Raw genomic sequence first — 23599 nt, forward strand, 5'->3', positions numbered from 1 at the left:
GTTCACCTTCAATCTCGGTCGCCCTTCGCGTCGCCCATACGCAGTCTCCCCGCACCAAAGCGAGTACTATCTCATTTCTACGACTTTCGTTGTTTGACAATGGCTCGGATCCGCTTTTCTTCTCAGACAACAAAGTACCTTGGCCACTACGTCTATGCCCTTGTCGATCCTCGCGACAATAGGATTTTTTATGTTGGGAAAGCAAGTGGTAACAATCGGGCCTACGACCATCTCAATTCGGAATTTGAAGAGACTTCGAAGCACCGACGTATCAATGAGATCCGGGCGGTTGGCGCAGAACCAGTAGTCGAGATTCTCCGATACGGGCTCGAAACCAAAGAGGCGTCCTTCGAGGTCGAAGCCGCTATCATCGATACGCTTGGCCTCGAAAACCTCACAAACAGGGTTCGTGGTCACGGTGTCGAACGCGGCCGCCAAACCGCTGCAGAGGTAGAGCGGCTCTATGGCTCCAAGCCGGTCGACATCGCGAATATCAAAGAGCCGTTAATGCTCTTCTTCGTCAATCGGACTTACTCACCGACGATGTCCGAAATCGAAATCTATGACTGTGTGCGCCAGTTCTGGTCCGGCGTGGCTGCCTCCCGTCGAACACGCGACGAGTCCGGCACCCTTCCGTATCCGATGGCCCTGGGGATTGCTGATGGTGTAATTGTGCGCGCGTATTCGATCGCGGAGTGGTTTCCAGCGGGAACCACGCTGTCGACGCGAAGGCTCGGTGGTGGCGAAGGCAGATGGGAGTTTGTCGGCCAACTGCTTCCTGACCATGCGCTCGTCGGTCGCAGGCTCGTGGACGGTGACGCCGAGGTAATGGCGACGCAGCAAGGTTACCGGTACATCAATTGACCGGCGCCGAGTGCGACTTGACGCCTTTACAGTGAACATTCCGGAGCGACGACGCTGCGCCGACAGCATCGGTGGCCCTACGGCCGCAGCGCCTCGAATACGGCCAAACGCTTCCCGCCATGCCGATAGTTCGCTCCTGGTCGGCAACCGTCCGTCGCATCCGGCGGGTAGCGGGCAGTCTCCGTCGTTCGATCATTAGCCTTCTGTGCTCATCACAGGCTGTGATCCTGAAATCTTTAGGTTTGTATAGAAAGAAGTCGCCCCTGCGTTTACTGCGCATTGCTCCGGATAGTTGTCTTTTATCCGGAATATAATCTCGTTTCTTACCGCCTAAATTAAATTAGGTTATTTGGAGTAAAGATTGAATAAATATGAAGATATGATAGTAATTTTCTTGGACGTATTAGGCTCCAAAGAGATGAGTTCTTTTGAAGAAAAATACAAAATCCATCGAATATTTCATGAGTCAGTCAAACAGAATCAGGATCTCCAAGATAGCAAAGAGAAAGAACATGTGATCTATACAAGAAAATTGTTTAGCTTTTCAGATTGCGCCTACATATTTTATAAATATAAACCAAACATAGATGAATCCAGAAAAAATTTAAACAAGCTTTTCCAAGTTGCTTTGTTTAATACATCATTAATGACACTGCAACTACTAAATGAGGGGTATCTTATTAGGGGCGGCGCCACATATGGCAGCGCTTATTTTGATGAATTGAGCTTCTTCGGCCCGGCAGTTGAAGATGCGTACTTACTTGAGTCAAAAAAAGCAGTAACTCCAAGAATTTTAATCGACCCAAAATTCGGAGAAAAATTATTAACTCATGAAAAAATAGTTTATGACGAAGTTTATGGCGCCTCATCCCCTTACTACAACGTCCTACCAAAAAGATCATATATTCCGACAATTGTGATGCCAGATGGAGCTGATTTCATTTTGAATACGGCATATATTTTGGAAATGGAAGGCAGCATATCTCTTGGCGGCATTTCAATTTCACATAGCGAACTGAAAGCAAATATTGTCGCGAGCATTTCAGTCAAGATGGAAAGGTATAAGTCCGACGCTAAGATCACCGACAAACTTAGATGGATGAAAAACTACATTGAATCATCCACATTGAGCCTGGAATCTGAAAGCACTAGCTTCACTCAGTTGCTCTAGCCTAGCAATTTGTTCAAGGCCGACATTAGTGGCTGTCTGCTTTGGGTCGACTGCTGCCCCTCAGGCTTGTCCACACGCTGTAGCCGAACCCGTTTCAGCCACTCGACAATGACGTCCCCGCACACCCGGCCGTAGTCCCACTCATCCCGTTTCCCCGCAACGGCACGGGCCGCTCTCACGCCCTGCGCAGCAACACGGTGCCGGGCGCCAATGCCCTCGACATCAGCGCCCGCCAACCGCCCCACAGTCCGATCAAGCTACATCAACCCTCCTCACCACCCACCCCCTTCCCGCCAACCGCCTCACACTCCGGCTTGTCCCACCGCGTCTTCACCACGCGGTTATCCGAATCGAACCGGATCTGGTACTGACAGGTCGTGACCTTCCCTGCGTCGCGGAACTGGAACAGGTAGTTCCACGTCCGCACGTGGAAGATCCACTCGTGGAAATGCGGCGGGCCGATCAGCTCGTACAGCTGGTTCTTCGTCACACCCGGCTGGACCTGCGCCAGGTTGGCGAGATTCGGGTACGTACCTTCGGGCAGCGTGGCCGTATCGGCCGACGGGAACGGCGGATCGCCCTGCTGCGTGGCACATCCGGTCAGGCCTGCGCCAACGAGCAGTGCCGCGGCCGCGAACTTTGCAAGATTTGCGTTCATGTTTGCCATTGTCTGAATGGAAGGGAAACGGCGCGGGCCGCGGCTCACCACTGATACCCGGCACCGACGACCGCGCCATACGTGCCGCGCGTGTTGGTCGAGACGGCCGCCTTGTAGACCCAGTGGTTGTTCTCCGAGATCGTCGAAATACCCAGCGCCTGCCCCGACTGGCCGCGATACACGCTGCCGGCCAGCGCGACCATGCTCTTGCCGGGCCCGGACGGTTGCGGCAGGCCGGCGACGGCCATCGCCGTCGCCGTGCCGCCGTCCGCGTCGCGGCGGTAGCTGTCGAGGCTGTTGCGCAGGCTGGCGACCTGGCCGTCGGTGTAGCTGTTCGCCTGCGACAGCGTGTTGCTCACGCTGGCGTTCAGCTGGTTCACGTTGACCGCGTCGGTGCCCTGCGTGCCGGCCGCGACGTTGACGACCTGGCGTGCCGAATCCGCGGAGCCCACGGCGACGACGTTCGAGCGGCCGCCGTCGTTGCTGCCCGTGCCGATCGCAGCCGAATTGTTGCCCGCCGCGGTCGACCCGACGCCGATCGCAGTCGACCCGTTGCCGGACGCCAGCGACCCGTTGCCGACCGCCGTGCTGTTCGAGCCCGATGCGACCGCCCCCGAGCCGCCCGCCGACGAGTTCGCCCCCGTCGAGCCCGGCGCCACGTTCGTGCCGGTCGGATTCGTCGTGTACGAGCCGCCGAGGTTCGACGTGCGCTGGGTGATGAGTGTCGTCAACTGGTTGGCGACCGAGTCGAGTTGCGACACGTTCACCGCATCGGTGCCGTTCTTCCCGGCCGCGAGGCCGGTGATCTGCCGGTTGCCGATGTTGACCTCGCCGGCCGACGATTGCGGGGTGCTCAGCCCGTACGCGATGTAGTTCGTCTGCGCGCCGACCGTCGTCAGCGAGCCCGCGCCGAGCGCGACGCTGTTCGCATAGGTCGCCGACGCGCCGGCGCCGAGCGCGAGCGCATCGGTGGCGGTGCTGTGCGCGCCCGATCCGAGCGCGACGCTGCCCACGCTGGCCGCGACCGCGTTGGCGCCCTGCGCGACCGATTGCGCGCCGGTCGCCGTTGCGCCGCTGCCGAGTGCGAGTGCGTCGGCCTGCGCGGCGCTGGCCGCCTGCCCGATCGCCACGCCGCCCGGCGCGGTGGCTTCGACGATCGCGCCGTTGCCGATGCCCACGCCGTTATCGCCGTTGACGACCGTCGTCGGGCCGACCGCGACCGAATCCGCGCCCACCGCGAGCGAATCCACAGCCGTCGAGTTCGCATGGAAATACTTCTGGCTCGTGACCGCGAACGACTGCAGCGCGCCGGCCAGCTGCCGCACGGTCACGGCGTCCTGCTGGCCGGTGCCGTCCGCGACGTTAGTGATCTGGCGATACGTCTTGCTGGCCGCGTCGCCGACCGAGACCGCACCCAGCAACGTCTGGTCGGTCGTGTTGAACGGAATCGATGCGCTGCCGTTTCGGATGATGCCGGAAGCCGGCACCGTCGCGCGATCGGACACCGAGCCGGCGCCCAGCGCGATGCTGCCGTCCACCTTCGCGACCGCGTTCGGGCCGATCGCGACGCTGTCGAGCCCGAGCGCCTGGCTGTCCGGCGCGGTCGAGTTCGCGTGGAAATACTTGATGCCGTGCGCGTTGATGTTGTCGATCGCCGAGCCGGCGTTGTTGTTGATCGTCGTCGACCCGTCGCTGTTGTACGTCACGTACGACGGCGCGGAAATCTTCCCGGTCGTCGGATCGTAGGTGGCCCCGCCGCCGATCGCGCCCGCCGTGCTGTTGCCGAGGTTGGTGTTGTTGTTGGCGATCGAGCTGAGGCCGGTCGACAGCGAGCCGATGCCCGTCGACGTCGCGGTGGACAGCGACGTCAGGTTGCTGTTCGTGCTCGACAGCCCGGTGGACAGCGAGCCGACGGTCGTCGAGGTGGACGTCGACAGCGACGCGATCGAGCTCGTCGTCGAACTGAGTCCGGTCGACAGTGAGCCGATGCTCGTCGACGTGGCGGTCGACAGCGACGTGACGTTGCTGTTCGTCGTGCTCAGGCCGGTGGACAACGACGCGACGCCGGTGGACAGCGAACCGACGATCGTCGACGTCGAGGTCGACAGTGAAGTGACCGAACTGTTGGTCGAACTCAGGCCGGTGGACAGCGAGTTGATGCTGGTCGACGTCGAAGTCGACAGCGACGTGACCGTGCTGTTCGTCGAACTCAGGCCGGTGGACAGCGAGCCGACGGCGGTCGAGGTCGACGTCGACAGCGAAGTGACCGAACTGTTGGTCGAACTCAGGCCGGTGGACAGCGAGCCGACGGCGGTCGAAGTCGACGTCGACAGCGAAGTGACCGAACTGTTGGTTGAGCTCAGGCCGGTGGACAACGAGCCGACGACCGTCGACGTGGACGTCGACAGCGAAGTGACCGAACTGTTGGTCGAACTCAGGCCGGTGGACAACGAGCCGACGACCGTCGACGTGGAGGTCGACAGCGACGTGACCGCGCTGTTGGTCGAGCTCAGCCCGGTGGACAGCGAACTGATGCCGGTCGACGTGGATGTCGACAACGAAGCCACCGAGCTGTTGGTCGAACTCAGGCCGGTCGAAGCCGATGTGGACAGTGACGTGATCGCGCTATTGGTCGTCGACAGGCCGGTCGACGTTGAGGTCGACAATGACGTGACAGCGCTGTTGGTCGAGCTCAGGCCCGTCGACAACGAGGTGATGCCCGTCGATGTCGAGGTGGACAGCGACGCGATCGCGCTGTTGGCCGACGACAGGCCCGTTGACGTGGACGTCGACAAGGAAGTCACTGCGCTGTTGGTCGAACTCAGGCCGGTCGACAGCGAGCTGATGCCGGTCGACGTCGATGTGGACAGCGACGTCACCGAACTGTTGGTTGAACTCAAGCCCGTCGACAGCGAGCTGATGCCGGTCGACGTCGACGTGGACAGCGACGTCACCGAACTGTTGGTTGAACTCAGGCCCGTCGACAGCGAGCTGATGCCGGTCGACGTTGACGTGGACAGCGACGTGATCGCGCTAGTGGCCGACGACAGCCCTGTCGACGTCGAAGTCGACAGCGACGTCACCGAGCTGTTGGTCGAACTCAGGCCCGTCGACAACGAGCTGATGCCGGTCGACGTCGACGTAGACAGCGACGTGATCGCGCTATTGGCAGACGACAGCCCCGTCGACGTGGAAGTCGACAGCGACGTGACCGAGCTGTTGGTCGAACTCAGCCCCGTCGACAACGAACTGATGCCGGTCGACGTTGACGTGGACAGCGACGTGATCGAACTGTTGGCCGACGACAATCCGGTCGACGCTGAAGTCGACAATGAGGTTACCGAACTATTGGTCGAACTCAGCCCCGTCGACAGCGAACTGATGCCCGTCGATGCGGAAGTCGACAACGACGTCACCGAGCTATTGGTCGAACTCAACCCGGTAGACAACGAGCTGATCCCGGTCGAAGCCGACGTGGAAAGCGACGTAATCGAGCTGTTGGCCGACGACAATCCGGTCGACAACGACGACACCCCGGTCGACAACGAGCTGACGCTCGACGCCGTCGACGTCGACAGCGAATTCACCGCCGTGTTCGTCGCAGCAAGCTGCGACCCGTTGATCGCATCGGTGCTCGCCGAATTGATGCGCCCGGCCGCGACATTGGTGATCTGGCGCTCGGTACCCGCCGCGCCGACGCTGACGACGCTGGTCGGATTCGTGCCGTTGAACGTGTACGTCACGCCGCCGATCGTCGCGCTTGACGTCGGATTCGGTGCAGCCGTCGTCGAGCCCGAGCCGAGCGCGACGTCGCCCGCATTGTTCGCCACGGCCGACGCGCCGAACGCCACCGCACCGGCCGCCGCGGCCGTCGACGTGTTGCCGAGCGCGAGCGAGCCGGTGCCCTGCGCGGTGTTCGAATTGCCGATGGCGACCGCGCCGTCGCCGTTGGCCGTGTTGTTCGACCCGGCCGTGACCGCGCCGGTGCCGATCGCGGTGCTCGGGTCGCCGATCGCCACCGCACCGTTGCCGCTGACCGTCTGGCCCTGGCCCAGCGCGACGGCGCCGATGCCGCTCAGCACCTTCGAATTGTTACCCCCGGCGATCGAGCCCGCACCCGCGGCGGCCGCGACCGAGTTGCTGTCGCCGATCGCCACGGTTGAACCCGCCGCCGCGACGCTGTTGATGCCGATGGCCGTCGCATTCGTGGCCGACGCCGTCGCGCCGGCTCCCAGTGCGCTCGCCGACACGCCGCTCGCCAGCGAGGCATTACCGAGCGCGGTCGCGAACTGCTGCGTCGCGCTCGACTGGACGCCCACCGCAATCGAACTGACACCCGCCGCATTCGCGCTCGTGCCGAACGCCATCGAGGTATCGGCGCCGGCCGTCGTATTCGAGCCCAGCGCGATCGAACTGGTACCGAGCGACTGCGTGCCGGAGCCGGCCACCCCCGCGGTGCCGCCCCAGCCGATCGCGATCGACGTCGTGCCCTTCCCGCCGCTGTTGACACCCATCGCGAGAGCGGAATTGCCGGAAGCCAGCGCGCCGCTGCCCACTGCTACACCGGCCGCGCCGGAACTGGTGGACTGGTTGCCGAACGCAATCGAGCCCTGGTTGATTGCTTGTGCCGAAAAGCCGAGTGCAACGCTGCTGAGGCCCGACGAAACCGCGCCAAGACCGAGCGCAGCCGCATTCTGACCGGAGGCCGTTGCATTGTTGCCGAGCCCGATGGCAGAAACACCGGTTGCGGTCGCGCCACTGCCCATCGCTACCGCACCGGATTGCGTCGCTTGCGCCTGGTTGCCGACGGCAACCGAAAACGCGCCCGAACTGATCGCCTGCACACCCATCGACGCGCTGTTGACGCCCGTCGCCTGCGCATTGATGCCGACGGCCGTCGAACCGTCAGCCATCGCATGCGCACCCGGGCCGAGGGCCGTGGCCGACACGCCCTGCGCCGTCGACAGATTGCCCAACGCGGTGGAGTTCGTCTGCGCGGCGCTCGACCCGACGCCGATCGAGATCGAGCTGACGCCGCCGGTGGCCGTGCCGCCATCCGGGTTGTACTGCGCATGCGCGCCGGCATGGAACAGCGCGAGATACGCGGACGCCATCAACACAGTGAGCCGCCTGAGCGACGGAACCGCAGGCATGCCTGCGCGAACCGCGGCCGCTCCTTCGACGTCACGCTCCGGCGTGCCACGCGACGACGCAACGCGCTTGCCGCGCGCCCGATCAAGCTCCGAAGCCGCAACCCAGGCTCCCAATGCTTCGTTCCAGATCGATTTGAACGACTTGTTCATCTTGTCTTCCCTCGGTTCTCATGTGCTGGATGACGCAACGGCGAACACGGCAGCCGGCGAGAACGTCCTCTGCACATTCCCGTCCGCGTCGCGACGCGCCGCCACTCACTTTGGATCACTAACTAAACAGCCGGGTAACGCTGCACGACACGCGCGATGGACATCGCGATCACGCGACCGCACGCCGCCCGTGCCGGTCGACACGATGCGAGGCGACGATCGCCGGTTATCGAATCACGGAAGCCGACACGACTGGCCGGGCGGCACGACGCGCGCCGCGCCGCGCATCCGCGCACGCGAGCGCCATCGCGCCGAACCTGCGACGACCTTGAATCTCATGGGAAAGCGTCATTCAGACGCTGGATGGACGGAAGCCGGCCCGCACCCGGGGGCGGCCCGCCCTGCTTCATTCAGGAGGAGGATGACGCCATGCGATCCCCGGGACTGAAGCATGCGCCGCCGGTTCGTGCGAACCGGTGCGTTGGCCTGTGATGCCTGTTGTGCTCATCGTTTTCGTGCCCGCCTGATTCGAAAGCGCGCCGCACGCGGCTGTCCCCCGATGGATCGAACTCCCGGACAGCCGACGCGCGGCCACTCACCCTGTCCGTCCGGCCGTCGAACGCATGTTCCGGATTTCCGGAATAGCAGCGACGACTTGCCGGACGACCCCTGCACCGAATTAATCGATCGAATTTACTTGACGATTTCGTCTCGACCGGTGCTTCACACCCAACCACATTTCAAGCATCACCGATTTCTCTTATATAGCAACATATTCGGCAAATTATGAAATTTGCATTACCCTCGTGCCAGTTATTCGTTCACCGCCATCTTCCCAAATCATGGGAATTGCATCGGTCAATGTCACATTGGTATCGCATACGCGAAGATGGGACTCCGGATTGCGATCCGCGCGATCCCGTTCGTTTGAAAGAACCGATTCCAGCCGCGCCGGGGCTAGTGTGCAGGCATCCGTTCAAACGAACCTTTTCCCGAGCGGAAAAATCCTTTTCCAGAGCGGACGGCATTTACATTCATACATTCCGACGTAAATCGGAATTTTATGAAAACACAATTCCGATCATCCACTCGCAATCAATAATCCCGCCAGACACGAATTCTTTTCACCCGCTTTACATTGGATGAATTTCCGGAAATCCGGAATTCAACGCCATTAACCCGGAAAATTAGACCGATTTTAAATTGAAATACGGCATGTTTTTCCACCTCCGTTTATTTCGGCCGGGCGCCGCGATGACAACCGTGCAACACCTCGCCGCACAAGCCCCCACGGACCGCACGGAATCCTCACAATATGACTTGTTGTCGGCATATAATTTTTCGCAACAATCGTGCAGATCGCGATGCTTTCAATCTGACCGGCCACCCTTCCAACGCGTCCGCAACCATGTCATCCCGCTTGTCCAGTTCGGCGTCGCCTCGTCCCACGCCGGATCTCGCCGACGCACATATTCTTGTCGTCGACGATCGCCCGAACGACCTGCGGCTCCTGACCGAAATCCTGCGTGCCGCGCGGTGCCGGATCAGCGTCGCGTTCGACGGGCTGCAGGCCTATCACCGCGCCCAGGCCATCGCGCCCGACCTGATCCTGATGGATGTCCGCATGCCGCGCATGGACGGCTTCGCCGCGTGCCGGCTGCTCGCGTCGACCCCTTCGACGCAATCGGTCCCGATCATCATCCTGACGGCGGCGGGCGATCTCGAGGATCGCATCGCGGGGCTCGAAGCAGGCGCGATCGACTACATCATCAAGCCGTTCGAACCGACGGAAGTGCTGGCCCGGATCCGCAACCACCTGAAACGGACGCGGCGCAGCCAGCCGTTCGCGCATCTGCCCGAACTGCCCGACAACCCGGATGCGGCCCTCGTGCGTGCAGCGAGCGAGGTGTTGCTGCGCGACCTGCGCCATCCGCCGGCGCTCGAGGATCTCGCCCGGCAGGTCGGTACGCACGAAAAGCGCCTGTCGCGCGTGTTTCGCGACCATCTCGGCCAGACCGTATTCGAGTATCTGCGCGACACGCGCCTGCGCGCCGCGATGCATTTCCTCGCGGAAACGTCGATGGGGATCGGCGACATCGCCGAGGAAATCGGCTTTTCCACGCCCGGCAATTTCGCAACGGCCTTTCGTGAACGCTTCGGCATCACGCCGTCCGACTGGCGGCGCCAGCGCCATGCGGTCAACGCCCCGCCCGCGACGCCCGGGGAGCACCATCACGATGTTTAGGCGCCACGCGGCATGGGCAGCCGGATGTCGCGCGGTGCTGCTGCTTCTGTTCGCGATGGCCGTCACCTGCGCGACGGCGCGCGCCGCGTCGACGCCGAACCCCGCGCAACTGGACGCCGTGTCGGTCTTCGAGGACCCGAGCACGACGATGTCCGCCGATCAGGTCGCCGCACGGCTCGCCGATCCGGCGCATGGCACGCCGTTGGCGAGCACGTCGTCGTTCAACGTCGAGTTCTCGCGCTCGGCATGGTGGGTTCGCGCCACGCTGATCAACCGCGACAGCGCCGCGCGCCCGCTGGTGCTGGTGATTCGCGACGCACGGGTCGACCAGGCGGACTTCTATCTCGGCCAGAACGGCCGGTGGACACTCGACAGCCGCTTCCCGGCCGCCGGCGCCGGCAGTGATATCCAACAGCCGTCGCGCTACCCGGCACTCGACGTCACGCTGCGTGCGGGCGAAAGCGTCCCCGTGCTGATCCGCGTCACGTCGCGCAAGGAAATGCGGCTCGCGCCGGCCGCGTTCACGCGTCCCGCATGGGATGCGCTGGAACGGCGCGCGACGATGTGGGACTTCGGCTTCTTCGGCGGGCTGCTCGCGCTCATGTGGTGCGCGCTGCTGATCGGGTTCTTTTCGCGCAGCGGCGTGTTTCATGTGCTGGCCGCGGTGGCGCTGGGCACGACGCTGTTCGAAGCGACTTACCGGGGCTATACGGCGATGGCATTGCCATCAGCGCTGCGTGAATGGTCCGCGCGCGGCGAAGTCATCTTCGCGTACCTGGCGGTTTCCTGCTTCTTCCTCTTCATCCTGATGGTCGCCCGGCGCGAGCAGGCGAAGCTGCCGATGCGCGCGATCTACATGGCATTCATCGCGCTCGAAGGCGTCGGCATGGTCGGCGCCGCATGCGGCGACCTGCTGACGTTCACGTGGTTCTGCCTGCGGCTGAACGCGTTGACCGGGATCGTCAACATCGGCCTCGCGCTGCTGCTCGCGGTCCGCCGGACGCCCACCGGCCGCGTGATGCTGATTGCCATTGCGATCGCCACCTTCAACATGCTGATCCGCGTGCTCGACGGCATGAACGCGCTGCCGCCGGCACTCGCCTGGCTCAAATCCGATATCTACCCGAACCCGGTCATCGCGATCGTCGGGCTCGCCACGCACCTGCTGGTGCTGGCCGCGTGGATCCACCATGTCGGCCGCCAGCGCACCGAGGCGAGGAAGCGGCTCGAACACTGGCAGATCACCGAACAGGATCGCCTGCGCGACGAAGTCGCACGACGCACGCTCGCGCTCAACGACGCGCTGCAACAGGTGACGACCCACATGCAGCAGAAGATCGAGACGCTCGGCTACGTCAGCCACGACCTGCGCGCGCCGCTGTCCACGATCAACGGCTACGCGAAGCTGCTGCTGCAGGGTGCGACGCGCGGCCAGGCGCGGCTGATCCGGTCGATCGACCGCAGCATCCGCTACCAGCTCACGCTGATCGACGAACTGCTCGCGTTCACGAAGGCCGAGCTGCAGCCGCTCGGCGTGTCGCCGGACGCGACCGACCTGCCCGGCCTGCTCGACGACATCGGCCACTACGCGGTCGCGCTGTGCGCGCAGCAGGACAACCGGTTCGTCTACCGGCCGGCCACGCCGCTGCCCCGCACGGTGTCGATCGACGGCATGCGGCTGCAGCAGGTGCTGCTCAACCTGCTGTCCAACGCGTCGAAGTTCACGCGCGACGGCACGGTCACGCTGTCGATTCACGCCGCGCGCGAAGGCGACACCTGGCGCCTGCTGTTCGAAGTGGCCGATACGGGGATCGGGATCGACATCAGCGGCAACCGCGACATCTTCCGCGCGTACCAGCAGGTGCAGGCCGTGAACGGCGGCACCGGGCTCGGTCTGTTCATCGCGCAGCGCATCGTCGGCGCGATGGGGGGCGAGCTGGCCGTCGCCAGCCAGCCGGGCGTCGGCACGGCGTTCTCGTTCGCGTTTGTCGCGCCGGCCGTCGGGCACGCGCTCGTGCCGGCGTCGGAGCTTCTCCGGCGGTTTCAACCGGACCACGATGCCGAACCGGACGTCGCCGCGCCCACGATGCCGTGCCCGCCGAACGATGCACTCGACGCACTGATCCGGCTGGCCGACAACGGGCAGCTCACCGATATCGAGGAATGGCTCGGCCAGTATGCGGACGAGCCGGATTACGCGGCCTTCGTGCGGGACGTGCGCGAGCACCTCGATGCGCTGGACCTCGACGCGATCGGGAAACTGGCCGGCTCGCTGAAAGACGCGCGCAGCGCCGATACGTCGTTCGACGCCGCGGCCGGCGCGACCGGGCCCGCCTGACAGCGCGGGCAGCCGCGTCGCCCACGCCGGGCACCGGCCGGCCTCCGGGTTCGACAGTCGACGAATCGACACCACCCACCGTCACGCCAGGGCGCTTCGTGCCGTGCGTTACTACCCCAGCCAGACGATGCGCGCGCTACAGCCGCTGCATCGTCGACACCAGCTCGGCGCCCTCGTCGGGCGTTGCCGGCCGCGCCTGCGTGCGGTCGTGCTGCGGCCTCGATGCGCCGAGCCCCGTGCCGCCCGTGCGCCGCCGCGCCGCGTGCCGTTCGATGACCCGTTGCAGCACGCAGAACACGCACAGCAGCGCGCCGATCACGATCCGCGTCCACCACGAACTCAACGTGCCGTCGAACGTGATCAGCACCTGGATCGTCCCGAGGATGCCGACGCCGAACACCGAGCCGACCACGTAGCCCACGCCGCCCGTCAGCAGCGTGCCGCCGATCACGGTCGCGGCGATCGCGTCGAGTTCCATCCCCTGGGCCTGCAGCCCGTAACCGGACAGCACGTACAGCGTGAACACCACGCCGCCGAGCGCCGAACAGAAGCCGCTCAGCGCGTAGACGCCCACTTTCGTGCGCGCGACCGGCAGCCCCATCAGCAGCGCCGAGCGCTCGTTGCCGCCGATCGCGTACACGTTGCGGCCGAAGCGCGTGAAATGCGCGACGTAGATCGCCGCGGCCAGCGTCGCGAGCGCGATCAGCGCGCCCGCGCTCAGCATGCCGCCGCCGACCGGCACGCTGATGCCCGCGATCGCATGGAACACCGGCTCGTTGATCGTGATCGACTGCGTCGTGATCAGGAAGCACGCGCCGCGCGCGAGAAACATCCCGGCCAGCGTGACGATGAACGGCTGCAGCCGGAAATAATGGATCAGCGCGCCCATCGCCGCGCCGTACAGTGCACCGAACGCGAGCACGAGCGGCACGATCACCCACACGGGCCAGTGCAGCCGCTCGGCGCCGACCGCACAGAAGATCGTGGTCAGCGCCACGACCGAGCCGACCGACAGGTCGATGCCGCCCGACACGATCACGAACGTCATCCCGATCGCGACGATCAGCAGGAACGCGTTGTCGACGAGCAGCCCGGTCAGCACCTGCATCGAGAAGAAGCCCGTGTACATCACGGACCCGAAGCCGAACAGCGCGGCAAACAGCACGATCGTCACGACGATCGGCAGCGTGCGCGGGTCGGCGAGCCGGCCAAGGAATCGGGTCATCGCGGCGTCGCTCCGGTGGTGGCGCGCGAACGCGCGGAAGGCAGCAGCCGCGACGCATGCCGGACGACCCACGCACGTGCGGCCTCCGACTGGATCAGCGTCACGACGATCACGACGACCGCCTTGACGACGAGCGTCGCCTCCGGCGGCACGCCGATCGAATAAGTCGTGTAGGTGAGCGTCTGGATGATCAGCGCGCCGAGCACCGAGCCGGCAAGGCTGAAGCGGCCGCCGAGCAGCGACGTGCCGCCGAGCGTCACCGCGAGGATCGCGTCGAGTTCGAGCAGCAGCCCCGCGTTGTTGCCGTCGGCGCTACGCACGTTCGAGCTGGCCAGGATGCCCGCGAGCGCCGACATCACACCTGAAAACAGATACACGCCGAACACGATCGCGCCCGAGCGCAGCCCCACGAGCCGTGTCGCGACCGGGTTCACGCCGATCGCGCGGATGAACAGCCCGAGCGCGGTGCGGTTCACCAGCAGCGCGGTCGCGGCGATCGTCGCCAGCGCGATCCACACCGCACACGGCACGGTCGCGAGATAGCCACCGCCGAGCGCGAGGTAGCCGGGTGCGCCGATCGGGATGATCTGGCCGCCCGTCAGCAGCTGCGCGACACCGCGGCCGGCCACCATCAGGATCAGCGTCGCGATGATCGGCTGCATCCCGACGAACGCGACGAGCAGCCCGTTCCATGCGCCGGCCAGCAGGCCGACGCCGAGCGCGGCGGCCAGCGCCACGCCGACCCGCGACGGGTCCGCATCGAGCACGATCGCCGCGGCCGCGCCGGCAATCGCGACGATCGCGCCGACCGAGATGTCGATCCCGCGCGTCGCGATCACGAGCGTCATCCCGAGCGACACGATCACGAGCGGCGCCGCGCGGTTCAGGATGTCGATCGGCGCGCCGAACAGGTGACCGTCGAGCAGCGTGATCGACAGGAAACCCGGGCGATGCGCGACGTCGAGCGCGAACAGCAGCACGAGCGTCAGCACCGGCCACACGAGCGAATGACGAAACAGCATGCGCAGCCGCGTCATGACTGGCCTCCCGCGATCAGCCGGTAAACCTGCTCCTCGGATGCGTCGGCGCCGGTCAGTTCGGCGACCTTGCGCCGGTCGCGCAGCACCGCGATCCGGTGGCTCACGCGCACGACCTCGCCGATCTCCGACGAGATGAACAGGATCGCGAGCCCCTGCGCGCATAGCGCGAGCACGCGCTCCATGATGTCGAATTTCGCGGCGACGTCGATGCCGCGCGTCGGCTCGTCGAGAATCAGCAGCTTCGGTTCCGTCGCGAGCCAGCGCGCGAGCAGCACCTTCTGCTGGTTGCCGCCCGACAGCAGCCCGATCGGCTGCTCCGCATCGCGTGCCTTGATGCCGAGCCGCGCGATGTACGTGTCGGCGATCTCGCGCTGCCGCGCGGGCCCAATCAGCCGCCACCAGCCGCGCCGCGCCTGCAGCGCGAGCACGATGTTCTCGCGGATCGACAGCGCGGCGACGATGCCCTCCTTCTTGCGATCCTCGGGGCAATACGCGATACCGTGGCGAACCGCGTCGTGCGGCGACGCGAGCCGCTTGCGCGCGCCGTCGATCTCGATCGCGCCGGTGTCCGCCCGTTCCGCGGCGAACGCCAGCTGCGCGGTTTCGGTGCGCCCCGAGCCGAGCAGCCCGGCCAGCCCGACGATCTCGCCGGGCCGCACGTCGAGATCGAGCGCATTCATCATCCCGCGTCGGCCGACCTGCTGCATCGACAGGAACGGTTCGACCTCGCCGGCGGTGCGCTCGACCGCCGCCGCACCCGCCTGCAGCGTGTCCGACATCCGTTCGCGACCGGTCATCTTCGCGACCAGCAGGTCGACCGGCAGATCGCGCGCCAGATACTCGCCCTCGCGTTCGCCGTTGCGCATCACGGTGATCCGGTCGGACACCGCATAGGTCTGTTCGAGAAAGTGCGTGACGAACAGGATCGCGATGCCCGACGCCTTCAGCCGGCGCAGTACGTCGAACAGCCGCGCGACCTCGCCGTCGTCGAGGCTCGACGTCGGCTCGTCGAGGATCAGCACGCGTGCGTCGACCGAGACGGCCCGCGCGATCGCGACCATCTGCTGCACCGCGATCGGATACGCATCGAGCGAGCGCGTGACGTCGAGCGACAGGTCGAGTTCGGCGAGCGCCGCACGCGAACGCGCGTGGATCGTGTTCCAGTCGATCGCGCCGCGCCGCATCGGCTGCCGGCCGGCGAAGATGTTCTCCGCGACCGACAGGTTCGCGCACAGGTTCACTTCCTGGTAGAGCGTCTGGATGCCGGCCGCCTCGGCCTCGCGCGGCGCGGCGAAGCGCACGGGCCGGCCGCCGACGCGAATCTCGCCCGCATCGTGCGCATGCACGCCGGTGAGCACGTTGATCAGCGTCGACTTGCCCGCGCCGTTCTGGCCCATCAACGCGTGGATCTCGCCCGGAAACAGCCGGAAGTCCACGCGCTGCAGCGCGCTCACGCCCGGAAACGACTTGTCGATGCCGATCATCTCGACCACCGGCGGACTCTCCATGCATCCTCCTTCGAAACGGTTGCCGCCCGGGCGACCGCGACGCGGCGCCCGCCGTGCAGGACCTGCCGGACCGGTCAGTACTTGCGGGTCGGCAGCATCTGGGCCGCGACGTTCATCGGGAACACGGTCTCGTTCGTCACGATGCGCTTGGGCAGCGGCTTGCCGGCGACGACGTCCTTCACCGCGCTCATCAGTTGCGGGCCGAGCAGCGGGCTGCATTCGACATCGACGTTGATCTTGCCGGCGACCATCGCCTGGAAGCCGCCCTTCGTCGCATCGAACGACACGACGCTCACGTCCTTGCCGGGCTTGATCCCGGCTTCTTCCATGGCCTGGATCGCGCCGAGCGCCATGTCGTCGTTGTGCGCGTAGACGACGTTGATCTGCTTGCCGTAGGTCTTCGCGAACGCTTCCATCACCTGCTTGCCGCCGGCGAGCGTGAAGTCGCCGCTCTGCGACGCGATCACCTTGAATTTAGGATCGCTCTTGATCACTTCGAGCAGGCCCGCGCGGCGATCGTTGGCCGGCGCGGAACCCACCGTCCCCTGCAGCTCGACGATGTTGATCGGGCCCGCGTCGTTCTTGTAGTGCTCTTCCATCCAGTGGCCCGCGCGCCGCCCTTCCTCGAGGAAGTCCGAACCGATCATCGTCACGTACAGCGACGGATCCTTCACGTCGACCGCGCGGTCGGTCAGGATCACCGGGATGTGCGCGGCCTTCGCTTCGGTCAGCACCGGCTCCCAGCCCGACTCGACGACCGGCGAGAACGCGATCACGTCGACTTTCTGCGCGATGAACGAGCGGATCGCGCGGATCTGGTTCTCCTGCTTCTGCTGGGCGTCGGAGAACTTCAGGTTGATGCCGGCGTCCTTTGCCGCGCCCTTCACCGACACGGTGTTCGCGGTGCGCCACGCGCTTTCCGCGCCGACCTGCGAGAACCCGAGCGTGATCGGCTTCTGCTGCGCGTGCGCGCCGCCGGCCAGCACCGCCGCGGCGGCAACGATCGCGCCGGCTGCCAGCTTCCTGATGAATGTCATGGTTCGTCTCCGATGATGTCGTTGTCTGCCGCGGCGCTGTTCTGTTTCTGCGTGGCGCGGGCGCGGATCGGGGCTGCGCGGGCCGGTGCGTCGAGCCGGCCCGGTCTGCATGCCCCGCATCAGTCTAGGAACAAGTCCGATAACCTTCTAATGAAATATTGGATTGAGGCGATATCGGAATCGGCATACGTATAAACACCTAAGCGCGTGGAGACGGCTTGGGCGCGCCTGCCGGGTCGGCTTGAACGCGCGAAGGCCCGCGCATTCGGGGAATGCGCGGGCCTCGTCACGGAGATATCGGTCTGCGTCGGACAGAACATGCCAACGACACGCCAGGCAGCGCGCCCGTCCGGCGACCCCGTGCGCCGCCATGCCGCGGCGCGTGCCGGATCAGCGCAACACGCCCTTCGCGCGCAGTTCGTGGCCGATGCGCACGATCTCGCGCTCGCCCGCCACCAGCGCGGCTGCACTCGTGTGCACCGAGTAGTTGCCCAGATGCAGGTCGTGCGGATGCGGAACGGCCGTGCCGACCACGAAGCGCACGTCGGTCACCGCCTCGAATTCGATCGGGGCGTCGGACGCGTCGAAGACCACCAGTTCGCCCTGGCCGACCGGATCCGGTACGCGCAGGCCGCCGTCCATCACCGCGGTCCAGCCGACGGTGCAGCCCGGCTGCGGCCGGCAGGTCCAGCGCTCGCCGGCCATGAGTTGCACGACGACGTAGTGGAGGCCCGGCGGCGCATCGATCGGGCTGACCGCGTCGCCGCTGCGGCCGAGCAGCACGCGCGCCGGGCCGTCCGACGGAATGTCGGCAATCGACAGATGCTGGCTGAACGCCGGCGCCAGCTCGCGCTCCGGCGGCAACGCAACCCACAGCTGGAACACCTTGACCGGCGGTACGACGGTACCGGTATGCCAGACTCCGCGCCCGGCGCTCATCCATTCGATGTCGCCCGCGACGGTCGTGCCTTCGTGGCCGGTGGATTCGGCGTAGGTGCCTCGGCCGTCGATCACGAGCGTGAGCGTGGCGATCCCCGAATGCGGATGCCAGCCGAAGCCCGACCCGAGCGACGCCCGCGTGTCGACCAGATCGAGAAACACGAACGGCTTGATCATCTCGCCGACGTCGGACGGGCTCACCATCCGGACGATCGGCCCGTGCGCGCGGCCGCGCGTGCGAAAGACGACGTGACGGCCGGCGACGGCGAGGTCGACGTCGGCGGGCTGGGTGACATGTGACATGGCGGTTCTCCTGTGGTCGGTCCCGGTCGCTGGCGTCAGGCCGCGAGCGCAGCCGCCGCTTCCTTCGCCGATGCGATGGCGCCGCTGCGCGTGTCCTGCCCCATCGCCACGCCTTCCGCGCGGATGAACGTGATGTCCGTGATGCCCAGGAAACCGAACGCCGCCTTCAGATAGGTTTCCTGATGATCGAACGCGGCAGCAGGCGAACCTTCGCTGTACACGCCGCCGCGCGACGACGCGACGACCAGCTTCTTGCCGCCGCACAACCCGACCGGCCCGTTTTCGCCGTAACGAAACGTCGTGCCGGCAACCGAGATGCGGTCGATCCACGCCTTCAGTTGCGACGCGATGCCGAAGTTGTACATCGGCGCGCCGATCACCACGATGTCCGCGGCGAGGAATTCGTCGAGCGCGCGCTGGCCGATCTCGACGTCCGCCTTCAATGCGTCCGCGATCGGGGCGCCTTGCGCGGCGGCTAGGTGGTCCGCCGTCAGATGGCCGATCGGCGTGACCGCGAGATCGAGGCGCGTCACGGCAAGGCCCGGATCGCGGGCACGGAACGTCGCGACCACCTCTGCCGACAGTTCGCGACTGACGGAGCCCTGGCCAAGAATGCTGGAATCGATATGAAGCAGTTTCATGTGCATGTTCTCCGAACGGAATTACTGTTTGAGCGCTTCGGCCGTGATCAGCAGCTTCGTCTTCATCCTGAAGCCGTACTGCTTGCCGTAGTCGAGGCCGAAATCATCGCGGTTGAATTCGCCGACCGCGTCGACACCGCACACTTCACGCTTGAGCATCGGGTGCGGCATGCACTTGAACGAATCGATCTTCAGCGTGACCGGCTTCGTGACGCCATGCAGCGTCAGGTTGCCGACCACCGATACTGGCTTGTCGCCGTCGAACTTGATCGTGCCCTTGTAGTTCGCCTGCGGAAACTTCGCGACGTCGAAGAATTCGGCCGTCTGCAGGTGCTCGTCGAGCTTCGCGCTGCCGGTGTGGATCGACGCGAGGTCGGTCGTCACGTCGACCGTGCCCGTCTTCGCCGCGCGGTCGAGCGTCACGGCGCCGCTCGACTTGTCGAACTTGCCGCGCCACACCGACAGGCCGCCCATGTGGTCGGCCTCGAAGCTCGGGTACGTGTGGTTCGGGTCGAACTGGTACGTCGTGCTTTCGGCAAAGGCCGACAGCGACAGCGATGCGGCCAGTGCGCCCGCGGCGATCATCAGATGCTTCTTCAACGCTTTCTCCCTGGAACGTAGAGGTTTGTCTGTCACGTGAGAGCAGTATGGAGATTGAAGCTGCTTTACACTAGACGGATAAATAGGATTTGATTAATCCATTTTTGGAGGAATCCGATGCTCGATCTGAATGACCTCGCGCTGTTCGTCCAGGTCGTCCGCGCCGGCAGCTTCTCGGAGGCCGCGCGTCGCCTGCGCATGCCGGCCAATACGCTGAGCCGGCGCATCGACCAGCTCGAAGGACAACTCGGCACACGCCTGCTGCATCGCTCGACCCGCAAGCTCGCGCCGAGCACGGAGGGGCAGGCGCTGTTCGAGCGCTATGCGCCGGCGCTCGACCGGATCTTCGAGATCGAGCGGCAGCATGCGGACGGGCAGGAACCGTCCGGCACCGTGCGCGTGACGGCGATGGCCGGCCTGTTCGAAATTTTCCGGCTGGAATGGCTGGCCGAGTTCTATGCGCGCTACCCGCAGATCAGCATCGACTTCCTGCTCGACGACACGCCGTCCGACCTGATCGGCGAGCGCATCGACCTCGCGTTGCGCATGGGGATCGAGACCGGCGGCAGCTTCCGCGTGCGCCGGATCGCACCGGGCACGATGATCCTCGCCGCGAGCCCCGCATATCTGGAACGGCGCGGCGCGCCGCGCACGCCGCGCGAGCTGGCCGACCACGACTGCCTGACGGTGTCCGGCCGCCAGGGCCGCAGCATGTGGCGCCTGCAGGGGCCGCGCGGCACCCAGGAAATCTCGATCGACAGCCGCTTCTCGGTCAACGACATGCGTGTGGTGGTGCAGGCCTGCATCGCCGGGCTCGGGATCGCGCTGCTGCCGCAGTTGCTCGCGGAACCCGGCATCGAACAGGGCAAGCTGGTGCGCGTGCTGCCGTCCTATCGACGCTCGAGCAGCGACCTCGGGCTGCAGCTCGTCTATACGAGCCGCCCGCCGTTGGCACCCGCTGTCACGGTCTTCGCCGATTTCCTGCTGGAAAAGCTGGGCGAAGCGCTGCCCGGGCAGTTGAAGAACGCTGGCGGTCGATAGCGCTTGCTCGTTGCCGGAAGCGGAATGCCGGCGATCGGACACCGAGGTGCGCCGCATCGGGTAGCGGCGCCGGGTGTTCAAAGGTCGAGCCGCGCGACGCACCGTGCCCGCTTCTCCGGAAACGCACCCCGGCGTACGATGAGCGGCGCAGGCGCCACCGCCTGCCCCATCCGGACACCCCGCATGAAACCACACCACCCGCTCACCACCGAAACGTGGCGCATGGACGACGCCACGGCCGAGACCTGGATCGGCGCGGCCCATCTCGGCCGCCGCAAAAAGTATGACAAGGGCGCCACGATCTACCGGCAGGGCGAACCGGGCACCACCTTCTACTTCCTGCTGTCGGGCCGCGTGCAGGTCTCGATCTTCCAGCGCGACGGCGCGGAATTCATTCTCGAAGTCATGGGGCGCTGGTCGATGTTCGGCGAGAGCCCGGCAATCGACGGCCACTCGCGCATCGCCACGGCCATCACGGTCGAGGCGTCCGAGTTGCTCGAATTCGACATCCGCGCGATCGAGGACGCGATACCGTCGTCCCCCGAACTCGCGATGGCGCTGCTGCGCGTGATCGCGCTCAAGCAGCGCATCCTGGCGTCGCGCATCCAGTACCTCGCGCTCCCCAAACCGGAAATGCGCATCGGCGAGCTGCTCGGCAGGCTGTCGGATCTGTATGGCGAACCGCACGACGGCCGCACGCTGATCACGATCCCGCTCACGCACGAGCAGATCGCGGCGATGACGGGCGCCACGCGCGTGACCGTCACGCGCGCGCTGAAGCGGCTCGCCGAACTCGGTGCGATCGAGATCCGGCAGCGGCGCATCTGGGTGACGGATGCGTCCCGGCTGCTCGGCTGATTTGTAAACGCCTATACAGACTTCCCTTCGGGGCGCCGGTAAAGTCCGCGCATCGGCTGTCCGCTGGCGGACGCCCCACCCCGTGAAGGAGAAGTCATGAACGACATTGAACGGTTGCGCCTCCCCGAAGACGATCCGACATTCGGCGGCAATCGCGTTTTCGACCTGTTTCAGTATTCGCCGGCGGTCACCGCCAACGGCCTCGTGTTCATCGCCGGGCAGGTCGGCCTGCGCGCGGACGGTTCGATTCCGGCGTCGCCCGCCGAGCAGGTCGACGCGGCGTTCCGGCGCGTCGAAGCGATCCTCGCGCACCTCGGCCTGGATTTCTCGGATGTCGTCGAACTGGTGTCCTATCACGTCGATGTCGGCGCGCACCTCGCCGACTTTCGCACGGTGAAGGCGCAATACATGCGCGCCGACTTTCCCGCCTGGACGATCCTCGGCGTCGCCGCACTGGCACGCCCCGAATTCGTCGTCGAGATCAAGATCGTCGCGGCAACCCGCCATGCATGATGCCGCTTGCGCGGGCATGACAATCAGGAGTTCGATATGAATCACCCGGTCAAGACCGACGGATTCGCGTTCGTCGAATTCGTTTCATCCACGCCCTCCGAACTGGTCGACCTGTTCGAACGCTTCGGCTTTCGCGTCGCCGGACGATCGCGACACGACATGGTCCTGATGACGCAGGGCGCTGCCGCCTTCGTCGTGAACGGCAATCCGAATGCGTTCCGGGATCGACATGGCGCGTCCGTGCGGGCAATCGCCATTCGCGTCGACGACGCGCGCCGTGCGCAGCAGCAGGCGCTGGCAGGTGGCGCCCGCGTCGCGCTGCCTGAAGCCGAAGGTGCTTTCGTCATCGATACGCCGACCATTCTTGGCATCGGCGACAGCCTCGTATATTTCGTCGACACCGATATTCGCGACGTATTCAACCTGCCGGTCGAACCACGTCGCGCACCGGCGGGCGACGCGCGCATCGTTGCGGTCGATCACACGTCGAACATCGTCCACCCGGAGCATCTCGACCGCTGGGCGGATTTTTACCGCGACACCTTCGGCTTCGACGAACGGCAATACCTTGAAGTGAAGGGCCGCGCCACGGGCATGCGCGCGCGCTCGATGGTCAGCCCGTGCGGACGCGTGTCGATTCCGGTCGCGGCGGCCGCGCACGACCAGCCCGGCGTGCTGAACCAGAACGACGAGTTCATTCGCGACTACGGTGGCGAAGGTATCCAGCACATCGCGCTGCTGAGCGCCGATATCGAAGCGACGCTCGACTACCTTGCCGCGGCCGGTATCGCGTTCATGGCCACGCCTTCGCCGCATTACTACGCCGGCATCGATGCGCGGCTGCCCGGACACGGCCTCGACGTCGAGCGACTGGCCGCGCGCGGCATTCTCGCCGACGGGAAAGGACCGGAGCACGTCCTGCTCCAGCGCTTCACACGGCGTCAGATCGGCCCCGTGTTCTTCGAAATCATCGAGCGGCGCGGCGAAGACGGGTTCGGTGAGGGCAATTTCAAGGCGCTGTTCGAATCGCAGGAACAGGACCAGCAGGCGCGCGGTACGCAGCCGTGAAAGCGGGCCGCGGACCGTTGCTCCGCGGCATCCACCAGCGCCCCGTCGCCCCGACGTGCCTGATGCGCGCAAGCAGCATCCCGCGCGATACGGCGTTTCGCACCCCGTGCGCCCGCGCCCACTTCAACGCCACCTGCCCTGCTCGAATCCGATGTCGTTTACCACCGGGTTCCGGGCGCATGACCGATAGTCGGCTGCGCCCGTTTCTCTAAACTGGTTCTCACAACAAACCTGCTCGATGTCGACC

The 23599-nt window shown here is 65.2% G+C and carries 17 protein-coding genes; 8 read left to right on the forward strand and 9 right to left on the reverse strand.

Annotation, left to right across the window (positions count from 1 at the left end):
* The first annotated feature begins 99 nt into the window (after positions 1-99).
* Together BDI24065_RS24475 and BDI24065_RS24480 are read left to right on the forward strand one after the other, a co-directional pair.
* A complete protein-coding gene (locus tag BDI24065_RS24475; protein WP_175033424.1) occupies positions 100-864 on the forward strand; it encodes an LEM-3-like GIY-YIG domain-containing protein in 765 nt (254 codons plus the stop codon).
* Between the two features lie 361 nt (positions 865-1225).
* Positions 1226-2035: a hypothetical protein gene (locus tag BDI24065_RS24480; RefSeq protein ID WP_175033425.1), complete on the forward strand. Its 810-nt coding sequence runs from the start codon at positions 1226-1228 to the stop codon at positions 2033-2035.
* A 262-nt stretch (positions 2036-2297) separates the two neighbouring features.
* Here the strand turns inward: BDI24065_RS24480 and BDI24065_RS24485 are convergent, their stop codons facing one another.
* Both BDI24065_RS24485 and BDI24065_RS41545 read right to left on the reverse strand, forming a co-directional pair.
* Positions 2298-2693: an outer membrane protein assembly factor BamE gene (locus BDI24065_RS24485; RefSeq protein ID WP_175033426.1), complete on the reverse strand. Its 396-nt coding sequence runs from the start codon at positions 2691-2693 to the stop codon at positions 2298-2300.
* A gap of 44 nt (positions 2694-2737) precedes the next feature.
* The gene (locus BDI24065_RS41545; protein WP_175033427.1) at positions 2738-7996 is read right to left on the reverse strand and encodes a YadA-like family protein; all 5259 of its coding nucleotides are present in this window, start codon (positions 7994-7996) and stop codon (positions 2738-2740) included.
* A gap of 1408 nt (positions 7997-9404) precedes the next feature.
* Here BDI24065_RS41545 and BDI24065_RS24495 point away from each other — a divergent pair.
* Both BDI24065_RS24495 and BDI24065_RS24500 read left to right on the forward strand, forming a co-directional pair.
* Entirely contained in the window at positions 9405-10241 is an 837-nt protein-coding gene (locus tag BDI24065_RS24495; RefSeq protein WP_175033428.1) for a response regulator transcription factor, read from the forward strand.
* A complete protein-coding gene (locus BDI24065_RS24500; RefSeq protein ID WP_175033429.1) occupies positions 10234-12579 on the forward strand; it encodes a sensor histidine kinase in 2346 nt (781 codons plus the stop codon). Before BDI24065_RS24495 ends, BDI24065_RS24500 begins: the two co-directional genes overlap by 8 nt.
* 136 nt (positions 12580-12715) lie before the next feature.
* Here BDI24065_RS24500 and yjfF read toward each other — a convergent pair whose 3' ends face one another.
* The 7 genes from yjfF to BDI24065_RS24535 form a co-directional block, all read right to left on the reverse strand.
* Positions 12716-13804 carry a galactofuranose ABC transporter, permease protein YjfF gene (gene yjfF, locus BDI24065_RS24505; RefSeq protein ID WP_175033430.1) on the reverse strand — a complete coding sequence of 363 codons (1089 nt, stop codon included), beginning with the start codon at positions 13802-13804 and terminating at the stop codon, positions 12716-12718.
* Positions 13801-14841 (reverse strand): ABC transporter permease, encoded by a 1041-nt coding sequence (locus BDI24065_RS24510; protein WP_175033431.1) that lies wholly within the window; start codon positions 14839-14841, stop codon positions 13801-13803. The genes yjfF and BDI24065_RS24510 overlap by 4 nt, the downstream gene beginning before the upstream one ends.
* Positions 14838-16352 (reverse strand): sugar ABC transporter ATP-binding protein, encoded by a 1515-nt coding sequence (locus BDI24065_RS24515; protein WP_175033432.1) that lies wholly within the window; start codon positions 16350-16352, stop codon positions 14838-14840. Before BDI24065_RS24515 ends, BDI24065_RS24510 begins: the two co-directional genes overlap by 4 nt.
* Positions 16353-16426: 74 nt before the next feature.
* A complete protein-coding gene (locus BDI24065_RS24520) occupies positions 16427-17389 on the reverse strand; it encodes an ABC transporter substrate-binding protein (RefSeq protein ID WP_175033433.1) in 963 nt (320 codons plus the stop codon).
* A gap of 390 nt (positions 17390-17779) precedes the next feature.
* Positions 17780-18631, reverse strand: coding sequence for a pirin family protein (locus BDI24065_RS24525; RefSeq protein WP_175033434.1), 852 nt, complete (start codon positions 18629-18631; stop codon positions 17780-17782).
* Between the two features lie 35 nt (positions 18632-18666).
* The gene (locus tag BDI24065_RS24530) at positions 18667-19272 is read right to left on the reverse strand and encodes an FMN-dependent NADH-azoreductase (RefSeq protein ID WP_175033435.1); all 606 of its coding nucleotides are present in this window, start codon (positions 19270-19272) and stop codon (positions 18667-18669) included.
* 21 nt (positions 19273-19293) lie between these two features.
* The gene (locus BDI24065_RS24535) at positions 19294-19872 is read right to left on the reverse strand and encodes a YceI family protein (protein WP_175033436.1); all 579 of its coding nucleotides are present in this window, start codon (positions 19870-19872) and stop codon (positions 19294-19296) included.
* 117 nt (positions 19873-19989) lie between these two features.
* Here BDI24065_RS24535 and BDI24065_RS24540 point away from each other — a divergent pair, with 117 nt between their 5' ends.
* The 4 genes from BDI24065_RS24540 (at position 19990) to BDI24065_RS24555 (ending at position 23352) form a co-directional block, all read left to right on the forward strand.
* Positions 19990-20913, forward strand: a complete 924-nt coding sequence (locus BDI24065_RS24540; RefSeq protein ID WP_175033437.1) for a LysR family transcriptional regulator — start codon at positions 19990-19992, stop codon at positions 20911-20913.
* Between the two features lie 183 nt (positions 20914-21096).
* The gene (locus BDI24065_RS24545) at positions 21097-21771 is read left to right on the forward strand and encodes a Crp/Fnr family transcriptional regulator (protein WP_175033438.1); all 675 of its coding nucleotides are present in this window, start codon (positions 21097-21099) and stop codon (positions 21769-21771) included.
* 96 nt (positions 21772-21867) lie between these two features.
* On the forward strand, positions 21868-22284 hold the full coding sequence (locus BDI24065_RS24550) for a RidA family protein (protein ID WP_175033439.1): 417 nt from the start codon (positions 21868-21870) through the stop codon (positions 22282-22284).
* Between the two features lie 36 nt (positions 22285-22320).
* On the forward strand, positions 22321-23352 hold the full coding sequence (locus tag BDI24065_RS24555) for a 4-hydroxyphenylpyruvate dioxygenase family protein (protein WP_175033440.1): 1032 nt from the start codon (positions 22321-22323) through the stop codon (positions 23350-23352).
* Positions 23353-23599 lie beyond the last annotated feature (247 nt).

Origin of the sequence: Burkholderia lata, from assembly GCF_902499025.1 — a bacterium.
GTDB lineage: Bacteria > Pseudomonadota > Gammaproteobacteria > Burkholderiales > Burkholderiaceae > Burkholderia > Burkholderia lata_C.